The 4,559-nt window shown below is 45.1% G+C and carries 6 protein-coding genes; 4 read left to right on the top strand and 2 right to left on the bottom strand.

Features of this window, described 5'->3' with window-relative positions; genetic code table 11:
- Positions 1-247: 247 nt before the first annotated feature.
- On the bottom strand, positions 248-370 hold the full coding sequence (locus QUA33_RS27680; RefSeq protein ID WP_006633228.1) for a hypothetical protein: 123 nt from the start codon (positions 368-370) through the stop codon (positions 248-250).
- Positions 371-390: 20 nt separating this feature from the next.
- Between QUA33_RS27680 and QUA33_RS27675 the strand changes: the two genes are divergently transcribed.
- A complete protein-coding gene (locus QUA33_RS27675) occupies positions 391-1,002 on the top strand; it encodes a DNA-3-methyladenine glycosylase (RefSeq protein ID WP_333152913.1) in 612 nt (203 codons plus the stop codon).
- Between the two features lie 49 nt (positions 1,003-1,051).
- Positions 1,052-1,351 (top strand): hypothetical protein, encoded by a 300-nt coding sequence (locus QUA33_RS27670; protein WP_333050161.1) that lies wholly within the window; start codon positions 1,052-1,054, stop codon positions 1,349-1,351.
- A gap of 143 nt (positions 1,352-1,494) precedes the next feature.
- Here QUA33_RS27670 and QUA33_RS27665 read toward each other — a convergent pair whose 3' ends face one another.
- A complete protein-coding gene (locus tag QUA33_RS27665; protein ID WP_333152911.1) occupies positions 1,495-2,991 on the bottom strand; it encodes a glycosyl hydrolase family 57 in 1,497 nt (498 codons plus the stop codon).
- 180 nt (positions 2,992-3,171) lie between these two features.
- Between QUA33_RS27665 and QUA33_RS27660 the strand changes: the two genes are divergently transcribed.
- Positions 3,172-3,900, top strand: a complete 729-nt coding sequence (locus QUA33_RS27660; protein WP_333152909.1) for an AIM24 family protein — start codon at positions 3,172-3,174, stop codon at positions 3,898-3,900.
- A gap of 177 nt (positions 3,901-4,077) precedes the next feature.
- Positions 4,078-4,548: a DUF928 domain-containing protein gene (locus QUA33_RS27655; protein ID WP_333152907.1), complete on the top strand. Its 471-nt coding sequence runs from the start codon at positions 4,078-4,080 to the stop codon at positions 4,546-4,548.
- Positions 4,549-4,559 lie beyond the last annotated feature (11 nt).

Below are 4,559 nucleotides of genomic sequence, written 5' to 3'. Positions count from 1 at the left end.
GGGTCATTACTCAAAACAATTTGAAGGAATATAGCTTCAGCTTATCACCCTTCTCTCAAGAATGAAATAGCCCTGCATGGGATGCGCTGACTTCTCGAATGCTAGCTTGCAAAAAGCTCAAATGCCAAATGGCACAACTCATCCTTAGTAAGACTAGCAAATAATGTTTATATCTATTAAATTGAAAGAAAACCGCTGCCTGACAAACAGGCAGCGGTTTTTTAAGCAACTAACTGCACGCCTAAAATTAGTGAGCAGAACCGTTGCCGTGATACTTGTCAGTATCGTAGAACCCGTTTTTTGTGCCGAAGAACAGACAGCAAACCGTGAAAACTGCTGTCAAGACTGCTAAAACTAACTTAACGTCCATAATTTACCTGCTGTTGTTGAGTGAGTGCAAATACTCAGATTGTAGAATCTTTTTGGCTGGCGCGGCCATCTACCAGCGTAGCGCCAGATTTGCTGGGCTGTAATCTGGTTCGGCAATTTCCGGATGGCGAGACAATTAGGGGAATGATTGTCGAAACCGAAGCTTACGGCCCGGGAGATCCCGCTTGTCACGCTTACCGACAGCGCACTTCTCGCAATGAGGTGATGTTCGGGCCTGCGGGTATGAGCTACGTTTACTTAATCTACGGGATGTATCACTGTTTTAATGTTGTGACGGATGCAGAGGGAGTTGCTAGTGCTGTGCTGATTCGAGCTTTGCAGGTAGATGCGGTTCCCAAAGAATTCGCTGCAATTCCTGAGAAAAAGCGATCGCGCCTCGCCGCCGGGCCTGGGAAACTGTGTAAGGTACTGGATATCGATCGAACTTTAAGCGGTTTTCCCTTGGGTGCAGGCCAACCGCTGCGGTTGGAACACCGGAGCGAGCACTTTCAGCAAGCTGTGGAGGAGGGTACAATAAATTTTGTGCAAACTACGCGGATCGGGATTTCTCAAGGAATGGATTTGCCTTGGCGCTGGTATGTAGGGAACTCTACGGCTGTGTCACAACTCTAGTAATCTCAAAGGTATCAGTGTAAATTTTGTCGCTTATCTCAGTGAAATTATGGCTTACTCTTCTGAAAATCCGATCGTACAACTCAAAAAATGCCTGACGCTGGCTCAGGATGTTGGTAGTCACACCGAAGCCAACCGGGCTTTCCAGCAATTGTGTGGGATTATAGATGCTGAAAACCCAATGGCGGCGCAACTTTTGGAGATGCTGTGGGAAGAAGCAATTATGGCCAGGCGATCGGCTTTATTTTGGCAGCAAATGAGCGATGTTGAGAAAGATATGGCTAATAGAATGATGGAAAATATGACGCAGATGCGGCAAAATTATTTGCGGTTGATGCAGGAAATGTAGACAGTAATTGGTAAGTCCGTGTTTGTAGTGAGGACTTTAGTCCTCTCTTTATCAATAAAGTTTTCTAGATGTAGGGTGCGTCAGCGCTGATATTTGAGGAGGCTCAAACAGTTTGTTTCCTGGACACCCTACAATAAATTCTGCTACTTCATTAAAGCAGCGCCGCGGTTGTAAAGTTCGCGGGCGTAATCAGTCCAAGTTCCCTGTCCCCAATAGCGGAAACAGCTTGTTTGCAACAACAAGTTGTAAAGCAAAGCTTGTTGGTATTCAAACTGCTTGGTAACGGCGGCATCTTGCTGCAACAGCGGGTCGTATTTTTTGTGGAATGCTGCGCTGAGTAGATTCATCGGTTCCAAGACATTTTCGTAACCTTTCACCCAACTCAAATCGTTAGTCCAAGAAGCACCATCCATGTGAAAATTATGGTCTGTTTGCTTGAGTTGGGCGATCGCACTTTCCACTTTTTCCGGCGTCGCATTATCAGTATCGACTAGCTGCCAGATTTTATGCTGGTTAACCCCTTGACAAATCGGATAATCATCAGGATTAACGCCCGCCGCTTCAATTATCTCCAAATATTCAGTGCCGTTTAAACCGACAACGCCGGATTTTCCCCCGCCTTGTTCCCGGTTTTCGTGCCAAGCTTTGACAAAAGCGCTGGGAAATTCATTCATCATCACCCCGCCATTTTCGCCGTCAGCAATCTGAGTAACTAAAGAAGGAACTGTGACATTGCCAATTTGCTGTTTATTGCGTCCTTTCGCTTCGTAATACGGCTGCATTTGACCGACCAACTTTGTATCCGAACCTTGAGTTTTAATCAAAGCCGTGATGCTGATTGTTTCGCCGTGAGAGTTACGGGCAACCAAACGGTTGGGAATATATTTTTGGTCTTGCGACAATCCCGAACCGTCGGGATTTTCTACAGAATGTTCTTGCACCATCAGCCAGCGATAGCCGCATTCTTTCAAAGCTTTGATGTATTCGTAAAGTGTATCTGGGTGATTGGGAAAGTGCATTTCTGGGGGCGAAAAACCTTTGACGCGCTTCAGGGCATCTATGCCAAAAATGGCGGCAAAATGATGTTGCCACGCTTGAATTTGGAGTTTGATGTCGGGAATGGGAGTTGAGGGAATGACGGCGTGACTCCACATTGTCCCCAGCCATTCTACGTGAGTTTGATATTGAGGATCGCAGGTAATCCGCTTGAGATTATCAAAGATATCGTCGCGCCCCATTTGTCGCAATCCCCACAATAAATTGCCCGAATAGTCCAGCATAATTCGCGGGTTGCAGCCTTCGGCAATCAGTTGTGGGATGAATTCTCCCATGCGGGAATAGCACCAAGCAAAGACTCCGGCATTGTGGTTATCTCCTTGGTTGGGATGTTCAAACATATGCTGGAGATTGCAGATCAGTTCGCCGTTTGCACCGGCAGGAATTGTGGGTTGGTGCATATGCAGGGCGCAGGCGAATCCGGCTTGAATATTTTCCAGGTGCAGATTTGTGGTAGGTAGAAAGATTGGTTCGTTGCTATTGGCTGCGACATTAATTTCTGCTTCGGAGCCGCAAATATTGGGCAAGCCTGAGTTGATTTCTTGTAAAATCGGTAAATTGGGAGATTGTGCGATCGCAGGCATAAATTTTTCTCAACGATTGTGGAGGGGCGCTGTCTGCTATTGCTAAGATAGCTAGATACTTTAACAGTAGCAGAGGAAGTCTGCAAAAGATAAATTTCACAGGATAAGTCCGGAATCGCTGAATCTCCCAATCACGGGTCAAATGTTTAACACATTTCACGTAAATAGGCGAGGTGAATTATGAAATACGAAATCAAGGTTTTGGAACCAACGGATTTGTGGTACATCCAAAATAACATCAATCCTGAAACCAATAAGTTTTACCATCCCACTAAGAATATTCCCCTCGTTCAGCAAGTAGAAATTAACTTGAACAATTCGGGAGTTATCATTCAAAAAGGTGCGCTGCATTGGTGTATGGGGAAATTAACTTCCGGTGTTTATAAAACGGATAACCGTTTGAAAGATATGTGGGTATCTTTGACAACGGAAATGGACTACAACGCTCCCGTATATCAAGGGACGGGTACTGTGAAACTGGAACCGAGACAAAAAGGGCATTTTCTGCATTATACGCCGATCGAGCTTTCGGATGCAGAGCAGTGGGAGTTTGATGACGGTATATTTCAGTTTTGTTCGGACAATGTAGTTATCGGTGCTAAAAAACTGAAATTCCGACAAGTGGCTGCTTCTAATGACGGTAGGTGGAGAATTGCTGTTACAGCTTTGCGCGAGCAAAAAGCTACTGTTGTAGCAGCTACAAATTCACCGGGTAAGGTTGTCGAACTCAGACAAGGTGAAACTTTGATAGCTGATTGCGATTTGGTTAAAGGATTTACCAAGGGGATTGAAGAAGATTATCGAAAATTAGGTCATTTTGGCAAAGGCGGTGGAGAGGGTTATGTTTGGTATTATCAGGGGAAAGGTAAATTATTAGTATGTGAAAATGATGCTATGGGTTTGGGTTGAGTTGTTTCATTTTTAATGTAGAGGTTGCTGGAGCATAGATCGCGGAATTTTATTAGGCAAATATACTAAAAAAATTCCGCGAAACTATAGACGCTAGCATAAAAAATCTGGCAAGATTATTTTCAGGGTGCAGTTGGAGCGAACTGAGATTTTACACCTCTACTTGGCGGATATTTTATGAATGTAACAAAACTGCTCCTACAGCAGGCGGCGCTTAATGTGCTTGTGGCTTTAACAATGGTTCAACCTGGATTGGCAGCGATGCTCGCTGATTCATCGGGGGAACCGAATTTGCTGCCACAGGTACTCGCATACGATCCGCCCGCGCGCGGAGCACCGGGCGATCGCAAAGACGCAGGCAGCCGCGATCCTCACAACTTTTTAGCTTTGATTCCCGCTACAAATATAGGGTTGACAGCGATCGCACATCCGACTTTTTGGCTATACTTGCCGACTTCATTGCCGGATGATATTCCCTTTGAGTTTGTGCTGCGTGACGAACACCAAGAGGTAGTTTTCCGAACAGTTTTTGAGCTAGAAAAAGCAGCGGGAATTGCGAGTTTTTCCTTTTTTCCTTTTTTCCTGGGAGCGTGTCACTTTTGCAATAAGTACAAATACTTAGACAGCTTTTCCCGACTTGCCAATTAACCCATTTAAAT

Origin of the sequence: Microcoleus sp. Pol14D4, assembly GCF_036701245.1 — a bacterium.
Taxonomy (GTDB): Bacteria; Cyanobacteriota; Cyanobacteriia; order Cyanobacteriales; family Microcoleaceae; genus Microcoleus.
The sequence above is the reverse complement of the archived record's forward strand: the minus strand, read 5'-3'. Positions and strand labels throughout refer to the sequence as shown.